At 60.4% G+C, this 19,265-nt stretch carries 15 protein-coding genes and 1 riboswitch; of the genes, 9 read left to right on the top strand and 6 right to left on the bottom strand.

Annotated features, from left to right (window positions below; translation table 11 throughout):
- Positions 1 to 218: 218 nt before the first annotated feature.
- The 6 genes from AC6I6H_RS15245 to AC6I6H_RS15220 all read left to right on the top strand — a co-directional run bounded on the left by AC6I6H_RS15245 (position 219) and on the right by AC6I6H_RS15220 (position 8,864).
- A complete protein-coding gene (locus AC6I6H_RS15245) occupies positions 219 to 1,400 on the top strand; it encodes a BMP family ABC transporter substrate-binding protein (RefSeq protein ID WP_497954783.1) in 1,182 nt (393 codons plus the stop codon).
- Positions 1,401 to 1,565: 165 nt separating this feature from the next.
- On the top strand, positions 1,566 to 3,101 hold the full coding sequence (locus AC6I6H_RS15240) for an ABC transporter ATP-binding protein (protein ID WP_497954781.1): 1,536 nt from the start codon (positions 1,566 to 1,568) through the stop codon (positions 3,099 to 3,101).
- Positions 3,098 to 4,210 carry an ABC transporter permease gene (locus AC6I6H_RS15235; RefSeq protein WP_497954779.1) on the top strand — a complete coding sequence of 371 codons (1,113 nt, stop codon included), beginning with the start codon at positions 3,098 to 3,100 and terminating at the stop codon, positions 4,208 to 4,210. The genes AC6I6H_RS15240 and AC6I6H_RS15235 overlap by 4 nt, the downstream gene beginning before the upstream one ends.
- Positions 4,211 to 4,220: 10 nt before the next feature.
- A complete protein-coding gene (locus AC6I6H_RS15230; protein ID WP_497954777.1) occupies positions 4,221 to 5,156 on the top strand; it encodes an ABC transporter permease in 936 nt (311 codons plus the stop codon).
- Positions 5,157 to 5,315: 159 nt separating this feature from the next.
- Entirely contained in the window at positions 5,316 to 7,475 is a 2,160-nt protein-coding gene (locus AC6I6H_RS15225) for a methyl-accepting chemotaxis protein (protein WP_497954776.1), read from the top strand.
- Between the two features lie 171 nt (positions 7,476 to 7,646).
- Positions 7,647 to 8,864: a DUF116 domain-containing protein gene (locus AC6I6H_RS15220; RefSeq protein ID WP_497954773.1), complete on the top strand. Its 1,218-nt coding sequence runs from the start codon at positions 7,647 to 7,649 to the stop codon at positions 8,862 to 8,864.
- Positions 8,865 to 9,055: 191 nt separating this feature from the next.
- Here the strand turns inward: AC6I6H_RS15220 and AC6I6H_RS15215 are convergent, their stop codons facing one another.
- On the bottom strand, positions 9,056 to 9,997 hold the full coding sequence (locus AC6I6H_RS15215) for a sensor histidine kinase (protein ID WP_497954772.1): 942 nt from the start codon (positions 9,995 to 9,997) through the stop codon (positions 9,056 to 9,058).
- 412 nt (positions 9,998 to 10,409) lie between these two features.
- Between AC6I6H_RS15215 and AC6I6H_RS15210 the strand changes: the two genes are divergently transcribed.
- On the top strand, positions 10,410 to 11,288 hold the full coding sequence (locus AC6I6H_RS15210) for a helix-turn-helix domain-containing protein (RefSeq protein WP_497954770.1): 879 nt from the start codon (positions 10,410 to 10,412) through the stop codon (positions 11,286 to 11,288).
- 60 nt (positions 11,289 to 11,348) lie between these two features.
- Here the strand turns inward: AC6I6H_RS15210 and AC6I6H_RS15205 are convergent, their stop codons facing one another.
- Positions 11,349 to 11,651, bottom strand: a complete 303-nt coding sequence (locus AC6I6H_RS15205; protein WP_497954768.1) for a Dabb family protein — start codon at positions 11,649 to 11,651, stop codon at positions 11,349 to 11,351.
- A 143-nt stretch (positions 11,652 to 11,794) separates the two neighbouring features.
- On the bottom strand, positions 11,795 to 12,880 hold the full coding sequence (locus tag AC6I6H_RS15200; protein WP_497954766.1) for an S-layer homology domain-containing protein: 1,086 nt from the start codon (positions 12,878 to 12,880) through the stop codon (positions 11,795 to 11,797).
- 390 nt (positions 12,881 to 13,270) lie between these two features.
- Here AC6I6H_RS15200 and AC6I6H_RS15195 point away from each other — a divergent pair, with 390 nt between their 5' ends.
- On the top strand, positions 13,271 to 13,834 hold the full coding sequence (locus AC6I6H_RS15195) for a hypothetical protein (RefSeq protein ID WP_497954764.1): 564 nt from the start codon (positions 13,271 to 13,273) through the stop codon (positions 13,832 to 13,834).
- A gap of 173 nt (positions 13,835 to 14,007) precedes the next feature.
- Here AC6I6H_RS15195 and AC6I6H_RS15190 read toward each other — a convergent pair whose 3' ends face one another.
- The 3 genes from AC6I6H_RS15190 to AC6I6H_RS15180 form a co-directional block, all read right to left on the bottom strand.
- The gene (locus tag AC6I6H_RS15190; protein WP_497954762.1) at positions 14,008 to 14,475 is read right to left on the bottom strand and encodes a C40 family peptidase; all 468 of its coding nucleotides are present in this window, start codon (positions 14,473 to 14,475) and stop codon (positions 14,008 to 14,010) included.
- Between the two features lie 4 nt (positions 14,476 to 14,479).
- Positions 14,480 to 14,618: riboswitch (cyclic di-AMP (ydaO/yuaA leader) on the bottom strand.
- A 273-nt stretch (positions 14,619 to 14,891) separates the two neighbouring features.
- On the bottom strand, positions 14,892 to 15,719 hold the full coding sequence (locus AC6I6H_RS15185) for a hypothetical protein (protein ID WP_497954760.1): 828 nt from the start codon (positions 15,717 to 15,719) through the stop codon (positions 14,892 to 14,894).
- A gap of 9 nt (positions 15,720 to 15,728) precedes the next feature.
- A complete protein-coding gene (locus AC6I6H_RS15180; protein WP_497954759.1) occupies positions 15,729 to 17,822 on the bottom strand; it encodes a M1 family metallopeptidase in 2,094 nt (697 codons plus the stop codon).
- A 184-nt stretch (positions 17,823 to 18,006) separates the two neighbouring features.
- Here AC6I6H_RS15180 and AC6I6H_RS15175 point away from each other — a divergent pair, with 184 nt between their 5' ends.
- On the top strand, positions 18,007 to 18,504 hold the full coding sequence (locus AC6I6H_RS15175; RefSeq protein ID WP_497954758.1) for a YwhD family protein: 498 nt from the start codon (positions 18,007 to 18,009) through the stop codon (positions 18,502 to 18,504).
- Positions 18,505 to 19,265 lie beyond the last annotated feature (761 nt).

Genomic DNA, 19,265 nt, shown 5'->3' with positions numbered 1-19,265 from the left:
ATTTTTCCGTACGTTAATGCGGTTACATAAGGTTTTTGTGAGGATTTTTTGACGGAAAAGGCGGCAGAACCGGATAAATCTTCAAAATTGTATTGCAAACTCCGTTCGTGTCAGGTAAATTTACGTAAGAAAGCTGTCTTGCCCGGAAAACCGGGCGGACGGCCGGTCAGATCGGCGGAATCGCCCCAGGCATCCGTCTAAACCAGAGGAGGAGAAGAATGAAAACTAGGGGTGGAGTATGGAAACTGAGTCTCGGGCTGGTGTTTGTCCTGGCCATGGTCATGTCGGGATGCTCGAGCTCGGGCGGCGGCAATTCCGCCGATGCGGACGCAACGGCCTCTGCGGCGCCTTCCGCAAGCGCGCCCGCCGCAAGCGCGGACGCAGGTGCGGAAGTGTCGGGCGAAGGCGTTGCAAACCCGCGTGTCGCATTTGTCTACATCGGGCCTCCGGGAGACGGCGGATACACGTATCAGCATGATCAAGGCCGGCTGTACATGGAGAAGGAGCTCGGCATCAAAGCCGACTTCGTCGAAAACATTCCGGAAAGCGCGGAAGCCGAGCAGGTCATCACCGAGCTGGCGCAAAACCACGACATCGTGTTCACCACCAGCTTCGGCTACATGGATTTTACCTTGAACGTCGCGAACAAATTCCCGAACGTCAAGTTCATGCACGCCTCCGGCTACAAGACGGCGGAGAACATGGGCACGTATTTCGGCAAGAACTACCAGGCCAGCTATCTGGCGGGGATTGCCGCGGGCAAAATGACGAAATCGAACACCCTGGGCTACGTCGGCGCGTTTCCGATTTCCGAAGTCATCTATAACCTGAACGCCTTTACCCTTGGTGCGCAAAGCGTAAACAAAGACGTGAAAGTGCAAGTGGTATGGACGAATACCTGGTACGACCCGACGATCGAAAAGCAGGCGGCGATCAGCCTTCTCGACAAAGGGGCCGACGTGCTGCTGGCTTACCAGGATTCTCCCGCCACCCTTCAAGCGGCGCAGGAGCGCGGCGCGTTCGCGGGCGGCAACGATTCCGACATGTCCCGTTTCGCGCCCGACAACTACCTGACCAACCCGGTCTGGAACTGGGGCCCGTATTACGTGAAGGCCGTGAAGGCCGTCATGGACGGAACCTGGAAGAGCGAGCAGTACTCCGGCGATATGGCGGACGGCATGGTGGAGCTGGCTCCTTTCGGAAACAAGGTTCCGGACGACGTCAAGAAGCTGGTGGAGGACGCCAAAGCCAAAATCATCGCGGGCGGGCTGGACGTATTCAAGGGGCCGATCAAGGACCAGTCCGGCGCCGAGAAAGTGGCGGAGGGCAAAACCCTCACCCACGATGAAATCCTGAGCATGAACTGGCTGGCGGAAGGCGTGGAAGGCTCTCTTAAATAATCGGCCCGCCTCCCGGGCTTCGGGCGGCGGATGGATGAACGGGAAGGTTCCGCACTCGGGGACCTTCCCCCTCTTTATACAAACCCTCAACGGTCAAGGTTTGCAGGTTGGCAAAAGAACAAAGGTCGCTTTTTCAGCTTTAGTTAGAAGGGGGAGCTCGGAAGAATGCTGGACCAGGCGGTGGAAATGCGGCGGATTGTCAAGCGATTCGGTCCGGTTGTGGCAAGCGATCAAGTCGATTTTTCGGCAAACGCGGGTGAAATTCACGCGCTGCTGGGCGAGAACGGAGCGGGCAAAAGCACGGTCATGAGCATGCTGTCGGGTTTGTACCGGGCCGACGAAGGGGAAATCTACCTTCACGGAAAGCCTGCCACAATCCGGTCGCCCAAAGACGCGGCGGCCCTCGGGGTAGGCATGGTGTTTCAAAACTTCAGGCTTGTGCAGAGCTTGACGGCGGCGGAAAATATCGTGCTTGGCGAAAAATCGTCTTTTTGGCGGGGCAGCAAGTGGATCAAGCAAAAGCGGGAGGAAATCGGGGAGCTGGCGCGGCGCTTCGGGCTGACATTCCCGGTCGACCGGCCGGTGTGGCAGCTGTCGGTCGGCGAGCAGCAGCGGGTGGAAATCGTCAAGACGCTGTACCGGGGGGCGGACATCATCATTCTCGACGAGCCGACCTCGGTGCTGACGCCGGGCGAGGCCGAGCAGCTGTTCGCCACGCTCCGCAAAATGCGGGACGAGGGCAAGACGGTTCTGCTGACCACCCACAAGATGAAGGAAGTCATGGCGTCTTCGGACCGTATCTCGGTCATGCGCAAAGGCAAAATGATCGCTACGCTGCGGACGGCGGACACGAACGAGCGGGAACTGGCGCGGCTGATGATCGGACGCGAAATCAGCATCGCCCGGCAGGAGCGCGTTCCTTCGGAGGGCTCCGTGCTTTTGGAGGCGAGCGGTCTGGAGGTGGTAGCGGAGCATGGACGCAAGGCGCTCGACGGCTTGAGCCTGAACGTCCGCAAGGGTGAAATCGTCGGCGTGGCCGGCGTGGCCGGAAACGGACAGAAGGAGCTGGCCGAGGTGCTCACGGGCATCGGCGTCTGGAGAAGCGGCCGCGTGGTGTTCGACGGCAAGGAAATGAAGCCGGGCTCCATACGGGGCGCCATTGAGGCGGGCATTTCCCATGTGCCCGAAAACCGGATGAAAACCGGGCTGGCCGGGCGGCTTGGCGCGGTCGACAACCTGCTGTTCAAATCGTATCGCGGCAAGGAGCACTCCGTATACGGCTTTCTGAAGGCCGCCAAAAACCGCGGCTGGTCGCAGGAGCTGGTGGAGAAATTCGACGTAAAGACCCCGTCGCTCGATGCGCCCGTGCAGCAGCTGTCCGGAGGCAATCAACAGAAGCTGCTGTTTGCGCGCGAGGTCAGCCAAAACCCGAAGCTGATGATCGCCGTCCATCCGACCCAGGGGTTGGACGTGGGTGCGACGGAAGGCGTGCACCGGCTGTTGATGGACCTGCGCAGCGCCGGCAGCGGCGTGCTGCTGATCTCGGAGGATCTCGACGAGCTGCTTCAGCTCTCGGACCGGATACTGGTCATCTACAACGGAAAAATCATCGGCGAAGAACGCCAAGTTGATGAAGCGGACCGGGAGCGCATCGGCATGCTGATGGCCGGAATTCGCCAGAAAGAGGAGGCCGCAATATGAACCGACAGCCGCTGCCGGAAACGGGCGCGCCGGAAACCGCCGCTGCGCCCGCCAAGAAACGCCTGTCCTTCCGGTTTGACTTTAATCCCGCCTTGACCCGGACGCCCTGGTGGACCCCCGTAGTGTCGGTTTTGCTTGCGCTTCTGGTCTGCGCGGTCTTTATCGCCGCCAACGGCATGAACCCGCTGACCGTTTATGAACGGATGCTCAAAGGAGCGTTCGGCTCGTCCTACGCCCTCACGGAGACGCTGGTCAAGTCGATCCCCCTTCTGCTGATCGGCATCGGCATTTCGGTCGCCTACCGGATTTCCGTCTGGAACATCGGAGCCGAAGGCCAGTTCCTGATCGGGGCGATGGGGGCGACGGCAGTTACGATTTATTTCCCCGGCCTTCCGGCGTTCTGGTCCATCACGCTTATGATCGTGTTCAGCATCGCCGCCGGCGCGTTTTGGGGCCTCTTGACGGCAATTCCGCGCACGCATTTTCAGGTCAACGAGCTGATTACGTCCCTGATGCTGAACTACGTGGGGCTGCTGGCGATGGAATACGTGGTATTTGGCCCCTGGAAGGACCCGCAGGGCTTCAACTTCCCGGGAACGCCGCTGTTTACGGCCGAGCAGTCCCTGCCGGTACTCGGCTCGACCCGGCTCCATCTCGGGCTGGTGTTCGGCCTGGTCTTGGTGGTTGTTTATTTCCTGGTCATCCGGTTCACGCGCTGGGGATACGAGCTGCGGCTGCTCGGAGCCAACCCGGAAGCCGCGCGTTACGCCGGTATGCCGATCAAAAAGCACATCATTCTGGTCATGCTGATCAGCGGGGGGCTGGCCGGCTTGGCCGGCATGACGGAAGTGTCGGGCGTGACGCATAAGCTGATGCAGGGCATTTCGCCCGGCTACGGCTATACCGCGATCATTGTCGCCTGGCTCGCCAAGCTGAATCCGGTGGGGCTTCTGGTTTCCTCCGTCTTGTTCGGCGCGCTGATCGTCGGGGGCTACAGCGTTCGGACCATCGGGCTGCCGTCCTCCATCTCGGAAATGCTGCAAGGCGCCATCCTTTTCTTTCTGATCGCGGGCGACATGATCAGCAAGTTCCGGATGCGCCGGAAATAGGAGGGCTTATATGGACGCTGCGATACAATTGCTGGTCGCCGCCATCGCGGCGGGGACACCGCTTCTTTTGGCTACGCTCGGCGGCATTTTGAACGAACGGGCGGGCATTATCCAGCTCGGCGCCGAAGGCCTCATGCTGATGGGGGCCGTTACGACCTGCCTGGTGTACATCCGCACCGAAAGCCTGATGCTGGCGCTGTTGTCCGCTTTGCTCGTGACCGCAGGGCTCGGCCTGCTGCATGCCTTTCTGACGGTCACGCTGAAAGCCAACCAGACCATGTGCGGCCTGGCGCTCACCTTGTTCGGCGGCGGGTTCAGCGCGTACCTGGGCCGCTCGGTCAGCGGGCTGCCGCTTCCGGGCTCGCCCCCGAAGCTTGCGCTGCCCTGGCTGGAGCCCGTGCCGGTTCTGGGCGACATTTTCGCCAGGCTGGACGTGCTGACCTGGGTCAGCTTCGCGCTTGTCATCGTCCTGCACCTGCTCATTCACCGCACTTCGTTCGGGCTGCACCTCCGGGCCATCGGGGACAGTCCGGCCACCGCCGACGTCATGGGCATCCGGGTCCAGCTTTCGCGTTATTTGTACGTCATCGCCGGGTCCACGCTGATCGGACTGGGCGGGGCGGACATGCTGATTTCGTATACCCCGACCTGGAACGAAGGCATGGTGTCGGGACGCGGCTGGATTGCCGTGGCGCTGGTTATTTTTGCCCGCTGGAATCCGCTGCGCGCCATGATATGCGCGTATTTCTTCGGCGCGCTGGACTCCCTGCCGTTCCGCATTCAGACCTTCGGCTTTGCCGACGCGATTCCGGCGTATTTTCTCAAAATGATTCCTTATGTCGTGACCATCCTGGTGCTCATGTACCTGGGCTGGCGCAACCGCAACAAGCCCTCCGGCACACCGGAAGCGCTTGGCGTTCCCTATATTCGGGAGCAGCGAAGCTAACCCGGCGAACGCCGAAGCCGCAGCTCCCGGTTTTCTGCAAAAGGGCAGTTTTCCCCGGCCGAAACCGGGGATATTTTTTTGTTCGCCGCAAGAAAAGGACCTATGAAAAAAATGGAAGCATCTGTCGAAATATAGGATAGAGAGAGGAGAGAGTGGTTTATGAAAAACAAGGGATCGCGGGCGGTTAGGCTCTTTTCGTTCAAACGGCTGAAAAACCGTCTGCTGGCACTGCTGATTCTGCTTCTGTTTGTTCCCACCCTCACGGTGGGCCTGTTTTCCTACGCAAGCGCGCAAACGCAATTGGAGACCAAAATGGAGGAAACGACCCGCTCCAGCGTCAACCTGCTGAACGAAACGCTGAACCGGATGATCGAGCTGCAAAGCGCCAATGCGAACGAGCTGGCCATGCGCATTGCTTCGGCAGACCTCGACCGCAAATCAACCGAGGTGTACACGATTCTCGACCGCTTCATGGAAATGCATCCCGAGATGGAGATTATTACGCTGGGCAACGAAAAGGGGGCGTGGATGAAGTCGCCTTACCTGGGCGGGGATGAAAAGTACGATCCGCGGAATCGCGATTGGTACATCCAGGCGATGGCGGCTCCGGGAAAAGTGGTGATCGCCGACCCGATGACATCCGCCTCGACGGGAAACCGGATTTTGACGATTTCCCGGACGTTCCCGGACGGCAAAGGCGCGCTTACGCTTTGCCTGAGCCTGGAACAGATCAACCAGATGGTAAAAGGGGTCAAGCTGGGGGACGCCGGCTTCCTGTATGTGACCGACCGCAAAGGCTATCTCGTTTCACATCCGTCGCTTGCGACCGGGGAAACGGCCCCGGCCGAGTTTACCGCTTCCTTTCAAGAGGGGGCGGAAGGGGAGGTTTCCTTTGCCGATCCGCAAACGGGCGAGGTGCACGAAGGCTACTATATCACCAATGAGAAAACCGGGTTCAAGATCGCCGGCGTCCTGCCAAAAAGCGAGTATTCCGAAGCCTCCGCGCCTATTCTCTGGACGGCGCTGTCTGTGCTGGGCGCTGCTCTGATTGTGGGCGGAGCGATCTTGTATGCGGTGATCCGGCGGATTACCAAGCCGATTGAACAGCTCAACCGTTCCGCCAAACGGGTGAGCGAAGGCTGCCTGGACGAACGGGTGGACAGCCGCCGGTCGGACGAGATCGGCCAGCTGGCGACAAACTACAACGAGATGGTGGCGTCGCTTCGGCGGATGGTCGGCGACATGGGCGTCACATCCGCCCAGCTGGCGGCATCCAGCGAAGAATTGACCGCCATTACGGAGGAAAACACCCGCGCGGTCGAGCACGTCAACCGGCTGGTGCAGGAAGCCGCGGAGGGGGCGGATATGCAGGCCCTCTCCTCGAACGATGTAGCGCGCACGATGGAAGAGATGGCGGGCGGCATTGTCCGCATCGCCCGCTCGGCGGAGCGGATCGTCGAGTCCTCCTCCCGCACGGACGAGGACGTGCGCGAGGGCAGCGGGAAGATCGGCGGCGTGAGCGCGCAAATGGCCGAGATCCGGAATTCCGTCGAGGAATCCGAGGCCTTGATCGGCCGGCTGTACGAGCTGGGGAGCCGGGTCTCGGAGATGAGCGGCATGATCACCGGGATCGCGAATCAGACGAATCTGCTTTCCCTGAATGCAGGAATCGAAGCGGCGCGGGCCGGCGAGCACGGGCGCGGGTTCGCCGTTGTTGCGGGCGAGGTGCGCAAGCTGGCGGAGCAGGCCCGGGAAACGTCCGAGAAGATCCGGGAAACCGTCTCGGACATGAGCGGCCTGATCGGCAGCGCGTACGATGTGATGCAGTACCGGGTCATCGCCGATGTGGAGAAAGGCATGGCGGTGACGGAGGAGGCGAGCCAGGCGTTCCTTCGCATCGAGGAGTCCACCCGGCAGATCTCCGCGCAAATCATCGACGTCTCCGCCATTACGGAGCAAATGTCGGCAAGTGCGGAAGAAATTGCGGCCACGGTGACCGAGATGGCCAATATCGCCAAAGACAACCGCAACGCGCTGCAAACCGTGCATTCCGCCAGCCAGGAAAACCTGGCCTCCCTGGAGGAAATCGCCAGCTCGGCGGGAGGGCTTTCCGACATGGCGGCCGAGATGCAGCTTAAAATCGACCGGTTCCGGTTTGACGCCGACCCGTCCGGCACCGCCGGCGGGAATATTTCCGGGAAGGCCGGGAAGCCAAAAGAGGCTGCTGCCGAAGCGGCCGGCGAGGTGAAGCCCGAAGGGGACGGCGACGGCGCTTCCGGCGTGCCGGAGGAACCCGTGCGAAACCCGCTGGCCGGGTAGCGGCACGGCCGATTCCGCTGCCGCACGTTTCCGCCCTGAGGTCTCCCCAAGCAGCCTGTTTTGCCGAATAGACCGATTGTCACTTCCTCTACCGTGCGGGGAACGGGCGCAACCCGGCTTTTCCTTTTGCGTAAGGAGAGGGAGAGCGCAAATTAGAAGGGTGCGATGCGGATGGAACGAATCATTCCTTATTCATTGCGGGCGGGCGAGGGGGAGTCCGCCCGCTTTTACCGCGACGCGGCGCGTTTTGCCGACGAGGTGCTTGAGGAAGCTGAGCGGCAGGGCGTCTACGCGGAGGCGGTCCGCTACGGGACGGACCGCGCGGCGGAGACAGGCGGGGAGCCGCGCCCCGCGAGCGAGTACGTGCTGGAGCTGCTCGCGCTCGGCGTGCTGTGGCGCGCCTGGGGCGCCCGGGCGCTCCGCCTCGGCGGCGGCCGCGCGCGCGTCCTGCGCGTCCTGGGCGCCGTACGCCGCCGCTCGCGGGCGCTCAAGCCGGCCGTCGACCGGCTGCGCGGGACGCTCGGCGGCCTCTGGCTCGCGCCCGGGCCGGCGGCCGCGGAGCCGCCCGCGCCGGGCCTGCCGCAGCCGGAGCCGCTTGCCGCGTGGCTTGCCGCGGCCGGCGATTACGGCGCTGCCGCGGCCCGGCTCGCGCGCTGGCGGCGCTGGCTCGACGGCCGGCCGCCGGACGACCGCCGGCGCTGCCTGGCGGCGGCGGACGCCTTCGCCGCCTGGTTCACGCCGGCGGCGGAGCGCGCGCTCGGCCGCTACACCGCCGGCGTCGACGCGTTTCGCCACCGCGCCGCCGCCCGGCCGGGAGCCCGCTTCCGCGAGGACGCGGTGCTTCTGGCCCGGGCGCGCACCGAATACCACCTGAACCTGGTGGCCGCCGAGCTCTTGAACCGCGCCTACGGGGAGCGCTTTGTCCGGACGCCCCGCCGGGCGGTGCTGCTGCCGGTCTGCCTTCACGCCCGGCCGGACGCCCAGTGCGCCGCCAGCCGGAGCGGGAAATGCAACCGCTGCACGAAGAATTGCCGAATTGCGCAGATTTCCGCTCTGGGGGACCGGGAAGGCTTTGAAACCTTTGTGGCTCCGCACGAATCGGATACCTTCGCCCGGGAGAGGGTGGAGCGAATGCGCCGGGAGGGAATCGGGGTGGTGGGCGTGGCCTGCGCCCTGAACCTGATCGCCGGAGGCTGGAAGGCAGACGACCTGGGAATTCCCGTTCAGTGCGTGGTGCTTGATTACAGCGGCTGCGGGAAGCATTGGGACGAAAACGGGGGGATTGCCACGGACCTGGACCTGGAACGGCTGGCCCGGGTGATAAAAGGGCAATATGCGGCCGGGGAAGCGGATTCCGGGAACGGCGCGGAGACGACGGAAATCGGCTGACAGGCCGGACGGCGGGGAGCAAGGGCCGTTAAAGGCCGCCGCCAAAAAAGACCTTGCCGGACGGCAAGGTCTTTTTCATGTCTCCCGATTGCGCTCGGCTCCGTGCGTTAGGAGCGGGAGGGCGGGAGGGATCGGGCGGCTCTTCCGCAAGCGAGCCCGGACCGCGCAGCCTTGCTCCCGGCCGAAGGTGCTCAGGAGATAACGGCTTCCGCCGGCTCGCCGGAGGAGGAGTCTGCAGGCGCGTTATGCTTCCGGTCCGGCAGCAGCAGGGTATACACCGTCTCGCTGTCCGTCCGGGTGACGGTCACGGTGCCGAAAAGCAGGCGCGCCAGCTGCTCCGCGAGCGCCAGCTTGAGCCGCACGCCGCGCGCGTCCGAGGCCGGCGGCGTCTCCGGAGCGGACAAAGAGGAACGAAAGCGCACCGAAAAAGCGATCCATTCTTCGGCCGGAACGGGAGAATCGTCCGCAGGAAGGACGGGCTGCTTTGCCGGTCCAAGCGTGACAAAGACCGTCCCCGACGCAGCGGTGCAGACCGCACTCTGGAGGAGTAGACTGGCGATTCTCTCCATACGCAGGCCGTCCGAGTAGAAGATCGGCGGAAGCGCGCCGTCCGCGGTGAAGGACGGTGCAAGTCCGCGTGCCTGCAGCCTGGCGCGGAACTTGAAGGCCAGGATTTGCGGAAGCTCCGCCAGGTTAACCTGCTCGCACCGCACCGCCGTCTGGCCGGTTTCCAGCCTGGCCACGTCTTCGAGGTCTTTGGCCAGCTCGAGAAGCCGGCTGCCCGAAGCGGTTATTTCGCCGTACAGCCGAAGCGCTTCTTCCGGATCGGTCTGGCCGTCCGATTCCTTGAGCAGCTGGGAAATCATGATCATATTCTGAAGGGGCTGCTGGAGACTGGCGGAAAGATCCGCCAGAAACAGCGCCCGTTCATCCGCGAGCTGAAGCAGGCGGCGGTTCCGGTCGGCAAGCCGGCGGATTTCGTCGTGCGCGGGATGAGCCGCGGGAACCGGGGAAGCCGGAGGCTGCACCGGTTCAGCCGGAGCCGCAGGGAAATTTTTCTTTTGATGCCGGAAGCCATACCATGCTAAGATGATGACTACTCCACAAAGCGATAAAACGATAATTTCGGGCAACGGGACGTCCCCTTCCTTGACTCTTCCTATTCATTGTAGAGAAAAGGCGAACGATACAAAAAGGCCCTCAGCCGGCTTTACACCCGCTTATCTCCCTCGCTGCGCCCGATTGCTGCTCTCCCCTTCCTCTTTCTCACGCAACTTCAATTATTGAAACTTACCGTTTCTCTAAACTTTTAAACTTGGCTTCATCCTGTCCCGTGCGGACGAGAACGAAACGGCATCCGGGCTCTTTTGCGGTCGAATCCGTGCAGCATCCTTCTTGTAGCGGGCGGCTTATTTTCAGTAAACTGATAGGAAAAGGGTATTCCATGCATTTTTCCGGGCCGCTGTTCCGGTCGCCCGTTCGTGTTGTGCACCTCAACGTCAAAGGAGAATGTAAGTGACCTCTGTTCATGGTCAGGTTGTGGCAATGCTGCAAGAACCCGTAGCGGTATTCCGCTACGAGGAAAAAAAGTTCGTCCTGATCGAGGCGAATCCCGGATTCGAGGATTTGCTGGGGCGGAAAAGCAAGGAATTGGTGAAGCTGCCGCTGGAGGTTTACTGTCCGGAGGAATTGTGCGGCGAAACGGGCGAGCTCGTGAAACGTCTGAAGCAGGAGCCGCTGGTTTGCACGGAGACGCCGTACGAGACCAAAACGGGAAGACTGCTGCAGCTGGAGGCGAGAATCAGCCTTGTTGCCGGCGCGGAGCCCATACATATTCTGATGACTTTGAAAGACGTCAGCCCGGCCAAGTGGATTCAGACCCAGCTGGTCAAAAACTGCGACACCATTCTCGCCACCGGCACCTTCCTGCCGGATTTCCGCATCGAGTCGATGGACCGGCACAATGTAACGCTTCACCCGGCCCCCTTTTTGTTATCGCAGGAGTCCTTTCTCGATCTGGTATCGGTGATGGACCAGGCCCTGTTGAAGGAAACGCTGGCTGTGGTGCGCAAAACCGGGAAGGCCAAAGACGTCATGCTGCGGAGCAAAAAGGTCGGCGGCCAGGAGCAGCGCTTCAAATGCCAGCTGTCGCCGTTTTGCAACGGGCGGGGCGAGGTCGTGCGGTATGCGTTTCTGATCGACGCGCTGTCGGGCATCGACCATTACGAGGAGCCTTCGGTCAAGCTGAAGGTGCTCATGATGGAGCGGGGAATATCGGCGACCGAGCTGGCGAAGCTGACCGGCTTGTCCCTGACGACCATTTCCAAGCTGCGCAACGGGAAGATTGAGAACCCGAGGCGGCTGACGGCCGAGCTGGTGGCCTCGGAGCTTGGCGTCAAGACGTCCGAAATCTGGGCCGGGTAAAAGGCTCTTCAAACAAAAAAAAGGACCGGAATGCTCCGGTCCGGCCCTGAGGGCGTGCGTTTACAGCTGATAATCGATTTCGAGGAACCGGTCCACTTCGGTTTCCCAGCGGGTTTTGACAAATTCCGCGTGTGCCGGATGCGCGTTATAAGCCTCGTAGGCCGCCTGATCGGCAAACTCCATGGAAAAGCCGAAATCGTAGTCGTTTTTGGGGCTGACCTGGCGATAGACGCGGAAGTTGCTGACCACCGGAATCGATGTCAGCGCCCGGCGGCCGTCCTCCAGAAACTTGCGCTCTTCCTCGGAACCCTTGGCGTGCTTCAGGCTGAAAATGACGGAATGCTGGATCCACTCTTTGGACATGATGCGTTTTCCCTCCGTTATGGCGATAATGGTCTTCGTCCGGTTTATTTTATCATAATTTTGCAACCAAAAGGCTGCTTTCCCTGTCTATATAAGGGAAGCAGCCTTTTTGCGCCGGTTATTTCTCCAGGGGTTTATCGGACTTATTTAAGCAGTCCGGCGGAATTCAGCAGGCCTTCCACCATGGCATAGTCGCCTTGAGAGCCATACGCGTACCATTTGTCTCCGATCTTGCGGAGCATGATGATGTCGGACACTTCCGCGGTTTCGGTAACCGTTTCTCCGTCGACGATCATGGTCCTTTCCACGCTGTAGCCGCTCACCGCGACGGAAGCGAAGCGGTTGGAGATGCTCAGCAGCTTGTAAATCGGAGTACCCGTTTGCTTGGTGCTGACGAGAGCGCCCGACTCTTGCAATTCTTGATAGAAGGCAGAGTAGAAGTGCAGAGCGCTGCGGAAGAAGTCGGAGGTGTGGCTGCTCGCCACCTGGTTAAAGGTGCCGTAGCTGCCGGCTTGCTGCGCCCGGTTCAGCTCCTCGGTAATGGTTTTTACCAGATTGACCACTTCGTTTTCATCCGGGAGCTTGCCGGTTTCCGTGTTCAGCGCGTTGGCCAGCAGCTCGAAGGCAAAGCCGCGGGAAGCGAGCTGGTCCGGCCGGAACGTTCCGTCCGGCTGCTCCGGCAGAATGCCCATGCGGCTAAGGGTTTCGCTGTAGTCTTTTTCCCAGCCCTCCACATCGGTGAAGGTTTGGCCCGGCAGAGCGGCGGGAATGGTGTCCTTGAACGCGTCCACCAGGATTTTGGCGACCTCCGCGCGGGAGATTTGGTCGCCCGGCCGGAACTTGCCGTTGCCGTCCCCGGTTACGATGCCGAGGGAGCTGGTGATGTCAATCGCCTTGGTGTACCAGGCGTTGCGCTTCACGTCCGTGAACACGACGCCGGGCTTTGCGGATTGCAGCTCGGTCGCGTTAACGAGCAGGGCGACAAATTCGGCGCGGGTGATAAAGCCGTGAGGCTTCAGCGAGCCGTCGTCATACCCGACTACGATGCCCGCCTGCAGCAGCTGCTTGGACAGGCCGTAAACGTTCTCGGTCACAATGAAGTCGTCCACGTCGGAAAGGTAATACGATTCGACGGGACGTACAGGCGCATCGGCCGCAGTAGCGGCGAAAGCGGAGCCTGCCGGAAGCGCCAGGCAGAGAGCGAGGGCAAAAGCGAGCAGTTTTTTCATGAACCATCCTCCTGAGAAATGTATTTAATGGGGCGAATCATACAAGGCCGAAACGGTTCCGGTGCTTCTCGTGCTGAGGGTCGCCAGGTTATGTAAGGGGAACGTTTCTAATCGCAACTTAACCGCATTTTCATTCTGTGAAACCGGCCCGCCGCGGGAAGTTTTCAAGCGCCCGGAACGGCCGAAAAAAAGCGTGTAAACAGCGGTTGCGGAACGCCTGAAATAGATTACAATGAATTGAAAAGTATGTTTTCATAGGCTTGCCGGTTCCCCGACTTTGGTCCAAGTCGGAAACCCATCCGCGGATGGTTTGTGCCGGACTTGATCCGATGTAAAGTTAAGCCATAGAGAGAAACCAAACATCATTTATTCATGGGGACGGGACGAAGCATGAACGAAGAACGGGTTGTATATGTGCTGCTTACGGATACGGGGACCTGGTTTACCCGATTGATCAAATGGGTGACGAAAGCGCCGATGAACCATGCTTCCATTGCTTTTGACGCGGAGCTGAACGAGGTGTACAGCTTCGGACGGAAGCGGGCGCACAATCCGTTTATCGGGGGATTTGTAAAGGAAGACCTGCGCGGGGAACTGTTTGCCGAAGCAAGCTGCGCCCTTTACGCTTGCCGGGTGGCTCCTGAGGCATACGCGCGCATGAAGCAATACATAGAACGCTTTGAGCGGGATAAAGAGCAGTATCGCTACAACCTGCTCGGTCTGTTCGGCGTGCTGCTGAATATCCGCATGGAGCGGAAATACGCTTTCTTCTGCTCCCAATTTGTCGCTTCGCTGTTCGAAGCAGAGGGGCTGCCGATCGCCGGCAAGCCGGCCGCTCTTGTGAGGCCGGACGATTTTACCCGGCTGCCGGAGTTTTCGCTTGTGTACCAAGGGCAGCTGCGCGGGCACCTGGAGGGCGTCAGCCTGCGTCCGAGGCTGTTCCGGACCGCTTGAGCGGTCAGGCCCGCGACCGTATGAGAGCCGGCGCCTCATGGAACGGCACTAGCAGGGCCTTGCGCGAAAGAGCATCCTCGCAGGACGAAAAAAACCTGTGAACCCGGGCGGGGGCCCGATCTCACAGGTTTTTTCCAAGTCGTATGCGGTTGCCGACCATAGGCTTCGTCAGCTTAACTGGCGAATTCCTTGTACTCCTCACCGCTCAATACGCGCCGTGCCGTAACATAGCGCTTGGCGTAATAGGACTCGCTCAGCTTGTTCCGGATTACGCCGTTGTTCGTCGACGAATGTACAAAGACGCCGTCGCCCAGATAAATGCCGACATGAGAGATTCCGTTTCCTCCCGTATCGAAGAAAACGAGGTCTCCCGCCCGAAGGTCGTCGCGATCGACCTTTGTTCCTTGCTTGGCCTGATCCCTGGAGCTGCGGTTCAGGTCGATGCCGAACTGCTTGAATACATACTTGGTAAAGCCCGAGCAATCGAAACCGCTGGTTGTCGTGCCGCCATAGCTGTACTCAATCCCGATCAGCTTGTCTACCTTTGCTTCCAGTTGGGAGGCGGAATCCGCGTAAGCGCTTCCCGCCCAAACTCCCACAGACAGAGTAAGGCCGAGCAAAACCGAAGCAACTTTCTTCAAAATCAATTTCTCCTTCCGGAGCCTACGAGGTTAGTTGAGGGTTCGGTCGAAGGTTCCCTATGATTCCTTGACATCAGAATCAATTCACCCGGTGAAGAAGTCCCCCGTTTTCCGCATCGGCGGAAATTCGGCAAAAAGTGACATGACCAAAGCTGTTTTCGATCAATAGAAATACGTATTCTCCCTTTGGGACAAGTTTCCTCCCCCGTAAGCGAAGGTTTTTTTGAAAATGCGTTTCAAATTGGCGGTTGAGGGGTAATAATGAGGATCGGATTATGCCAAAAAACGCCTTGCCTCCGCGGGTTTGCGGGAGCAAGGCGTTTGCTTTTCGGTAAATGTGACAATTTTGTGAACGATGAAACCTTTTGAAGCGATGGAGTGTCGGATTTCAAAGAATATATTTACACAAACTTCATTTACTCCGGCAAATCTCCGGCTTTGGCGGCAAACAGCTTGCCCTGCGCGGCAATACCCCACAGCTCGAGAAAGGTGCCGGCAAAGCTGTAGGCCTGGTACAGCAGGAAGGACCACAGGCTGGCGTTGATCAGAGCGGCCGCGCTAACCGCGCCCGAGAGCAGCGCCGACAGAATCAGAACGGCCGCCGCCGCCCCGCAGATGGGCAGGAAGCCGGCAAATGTCCGGATGCTGGTACCGGAAAGCGGTTTTCCGGCCGTTTTTCCGAATTGCAGGTGAATGAAGACCAGGTGGAGCAGCCAGCCGTACACCAGAAACGCCAGCCCGTACAAAAGCAGCTTTTCCCGGTTGTCGAAAAGGGCGGCTACGCTGCCCGCCAGTTCCCCGAGCCGGGAGGAAAGCAGCCAGACGGGGAGGAGGGTCAGCAGAATCCGGGCCAGGTACAGGATGTAAAAGGAGGGCGACAGCGTGCGGATTCCTTTGACGAACCGGTAGCCGCCGTTCAGGCGGGGATGCGCGAGCGAATAATACACGCCGGCGTTCAAAAGGGGAGTCAGAAGCATCCGCACGGCCAAAAGAATCAGGAACAGCCACAGGTATTCGCCCAGGATATCCGTTTTGTTCAGCCGGAACTCGGCTTCGAGAAGGAACATGCGGTCCTGTCCCGCCGGCCCTCCGGCATCCGGGTAGCGGTGCAGGAGAGGGATCACCTCTTTGGCCGCCAGCCGGTACACTGCGAATCCCCAGCAAAAGCGGTACAGGAAGAGGACCGTCAGCGCGAAGGGCTGCTTCCAGGCGGCCGACCAGCCGTTTTTCAAACACGTCAGCATTGTTTCACCTCACCAGGCGACCCCGCCGATCAGGGCCTCGATTAGTTTTTGCAAGCCTACGTTAAACCGCACGCCCCATTTGGCGTCAATCTCCGTTTTCATGTAATTGTTGATCCGTTTGTTCTCCAGCACGAGCGTCCGCATCGGGTCGATCTGGACCCAATCCACCGGCGCCGAATGTGTGAATTGGAACGTCTTCTCTCCCTCCAGATCGTTCAGGACAACATCCTTGACCGAGCCGTCGGAGAAATGGAACCGGACCGGAACCGACGGCCAGGCTCCGCCCAGCCTGGCGATGGCGACGCTGCTTTCAAACACCTGCGAGCCGTCCCCGGCCTTGGCCTTTTTGATTTCGATCGTGTTTACCGCAAAGTCCGACATCCGCTCCCCGTATACGTACTGCCGGAAGAACGCCCCCCAGCTTTTTTTGGTGGCCGACTCCAGCACCGCCTGAAAATCCGAGGTTCCGGGATGCTTGAACTTGAAGGTCTGAAAATACGACTTCAGGACGCGCTCCATCCGCTCCGGCCCGATCTGCCGTTCAATGGCTTTCAGCACGAGCTTGCCGCGCAAATAGACGTTGTCGGCGTAACGGTTGTGGGAGCCGTAGCGCCAGGAATCAAGCGCGAGCGGCTCGGGATGCGTGATGTAGCTGGCTTCCGCGGCATGATCGGGCAACTGGCCGTATTCCTCCTCCATGAGGCGGTCCTCCGCGTAGGAGGTAAACCCTTCATCCAGCCACGCTTCCTCAAACTCGTTGGAGGCCGCCATGCCGTAAAACCACTGGTGCCCGATCTCGTGCACGACGACCCGCTCCAGCGACAGATCGGGGGTTGCCGTATCGGCGCCCCACGCAGTGACGAGGGTGGGGTACTCCATGCCGCCCGCCCCGTTGCCGTCCTTTGGCGGGACGACGATGGAGAGCGTGGAGTAAGGATACTCGCCGTACCACTCGCTGTAGCGGGAAAGCGCCCGTTTGGCGGCGGCAAAATAACGCGGCGCCAGCCCTTTGTGCAGCGGATCGAGGTAAAGCTTGATTTTCACGCCGGGCACCCCGGGAGCGGAAAATCCTTCTTCCCGGTACACAAAATCGGGAGAGGCCGCCCAGGCGAAGTCGTGCACATCGTCCGCATAAAAGTGATACACCCGCGCTCCCTTGGCGGACACGGCGGGCTTGATCGGGAAGCCGGTGGCGGCGACGATATAGCCGGACGGGACGCGGATCTTTACGTCGTAAATGCCGAAGTCCGCGTAAAATTCGGAGTTCCCATGGTACTGATGCAGGTTCCAGCCTTCTTCCGTGCGGCCCCGCGTGCCGATCGGCTCGTAGACGGCCACCTTTGGAAACCACTGGCCCGCCATGACGAACTTTCCCGCATACCCCATGCGGGCGTATACCTGGGGAAGCTTGACCTTGAAGTTGATGCGGAGCGTCACCTTTCCGCCGGGCGGAACGGGCTTCAGCAGGCGGACCTTCAGCAGGGTGCGGTCGTGCTCGTTTCCGTCGTCGGGCCGAACATACTCCGTCAGGTGGGTGAGCTCATTTTCTCCGTCGCTCCGGATCGACACGATTTCCATGCTTCCCGTTCCGTCCGCCGGCTTTTCGTCATCCCGCAGACGGCCGCCCGATTCCTTGTTAAACGTTGTTTTGTCCGATTCGAAGGCGTTCGGATACAGGTGGAGGTACAGCTCCCCGGCCGGCTTGGCGCCCGGGTTTTCCCAGGTCAGCGTTTCGGCGCCGGCCAGCGTCCGGTTCTCGGCATCCAGCGAAACGGAAATGTGATATTCCACCACCCGTTTGCTGAGCGCGGGCGGCGCGGTCGGGCCGGGGGTAGCCTGCGGAATCGGCTGCTCGGGAACCCCGTTGCCGGTTGATTGGCCGTTTTTCGCCGCACCGCCCGCATCGCCCGCCCCGCCGGCCGGACCGGACGCAAGGCCGGACGCCGGGGCGGCGCCGTCCGTCGTCTTTTCCCCGCCGATTGCGGCATGCTCGACGGCGGCGGGACGGGCCGCGTAAAGAGCGGCGCCCGTTCCGCAGACGGCGACGGCCAGCACGCCGAACAGCACCCTCCGGAGCGCCCGCTTCGTCATTTTCCCATTCATACGATTCCCCCCTGAGTTCGTCGGACAGACATCTACAGCATGTATATGTGGACAGGGGGGCAAATCATTCCCTTCCCCGGAGAAGGGCGGATTTGGCATGCGCGGCTCGGCCGCTCCGGTGGAAATCCCCCCGCGCCTTCCGGTACAATAGGTACCAGCAGCGAGAGACAAAGGAGGGCGTGCGATGACCGCAGAGGAAGGCAAAAAGAAGCTGGCGCTCAACATCGTCAGCAGCAAAGTGAATCACAAAGGATTCGGCGCGGGGTCGATCGATCTCAGCAGCGTTTCTTCCATAATCGTCGACGGGGAAGAAGCCTACGTGGACAACGGGGCGTTGCATGCAAAAAGCAAGGTGGAAAAAGGCATCAAGTTTTCCGCCGACAAGGCGGACGTGCCGAACGGGCGCCGCTGCTTTATCGTCTGGATCGCCGTCGACCGCGACGAGGAAGGCGCTTTTTACGGAGGCGCGACAGCCTGTGAAATGCTCGTCGATCCGGAAGCGCGGCGGGGGTGGAAGCTCCTCGCCGACCATGTGAATCGGATGGACAAAGCGATGAAGCGGCAGGTGCTGCTGGAGGAGCTGAACGGCACGGAGAAAGCCGCCCTGAAACGGGCGCTGATCGAGTTTAACGCAGACTGGTGGGAGCGTACGCCGGCTCCGTTAAAGGAAGCGCTGGCCTAGGGAGGCCGCTGCCGCCTGGCTGCACGGCGCTGCCGCGGAGCAATCGGAGGCGGGACGGCTCTGATAAATAGACCGCGAAAAAGCAAAAAACCGGAGCAGGCATTGGAGAATCTCCTTTGCCGCTCCGGTTTTTTTTCACTATCGTATGCTTTTTTGCCACGTAGTTAGCCTGCGATAACCGCCACGGCTCCACCTCCGGACTCGCTTGCGCAAGCCCCCGGAGCAGGAATCGCCTGGTCCTCCGCGTCCGAGAAACCCAGCGAAGCGGCAAACGCCAGGTCCTCCGGGTCCGAGAAACCTAGCGAAGCAGGAAACGCCAGGTCCCCCCGGGTCCGAGAAACCCAGCGAAGCAGGAAAACGCCAGGTCCTCCGGGTCCGAGGAACTGGCTGTTCGAAGCAGTATAAGCTGCTTCTCAGCTTGTCGAGAAACCCCGCTCATTTTGTTCCCATGGGTGCTCAGTTTAGTTTGTTATCGTTGTAAAGGGGAAAACGAGGGGTTACTTACTCCGTTTATCTCATCGATCCTGTTGGGTCGCCATCTTCTTCCTATTCCGTACGGCTCCGTCATCAGCGCCTCCCCGTTTGCCTCGTTCTCCCTTCCTTTTTCTCTGCTTGTGGCGGGCACACGCCAACGGAGCCAAGGAAAAAGAGCAAATAGGTGCATAGCGACACTTATTTTCGATGATGTCCCGTTCCGATCGCGAAATAATTCCCTATTGCAGCTAGTATAAAAAGTGGACACCCTCTAGTGCAAGACAGAT

The organism is Gorillibacterium sp. sgz306347, assembly GCF_059735245.1.
The sequence above is the reverse complement of the archived record's forward strand: the minus strand, read 5'-3'. Positions and strand labels throughout refer to the sequence as shown.